Genomic DNA, 301 nt, shown 5'->3' on the forward strand with positions numbered 1-301 from the left:
AGCCGGTCTGGGTCCCCACAGCGGATGTGCGGCAATGTTTCATCGGCTATCGCTGTCAGAGCGACCGGCAACAGAGGCGGTGACGCGCCGGACCACTACTAGTGGGTCGTCTGCCGTCGGATCTGGCATTCTGCTGGTGCCTGTGATTTCGGCTGAGGCAGCGGTTGGCTGGTGCAGGCTCCGGAGCCGCCAACGCGATGCATCTGCTCCGTCGCGCGGCGCCGGCGCCGCTGCCGGCGCTTGCCGTTCCAGACAAACGGTGTCGGCTGCGCATTCCAGCAGCGTGCCGTCTGCTCGAACC

The 301-nt window shown here is 66.8% G+C and carries 1 protein-coding gene; it reads right to left on the minus strand.

Annotated features, from left to right (window positions below):
- Positions 1–98 precede the first annotated feature (98 nt).
- Positions 99–301, minus strand: a 203-nt coding sequence (locus OC446_RS30745) for a hypothetical protein (RefSeq protein ID WP_262032637.1), incomplete at its 5' end; no start/stop codon positions are given.

Source organism: Microvirga sp. Mcv34 (assembly GCF_024519725.1).
In the GTDB taxonomy this organism is placed as follows: domain Bacteria; phylum Pseudomonadota; class Alphaproteobacteria; order Rhizobiales; family Beijerinckiaceae; genus Microvirga.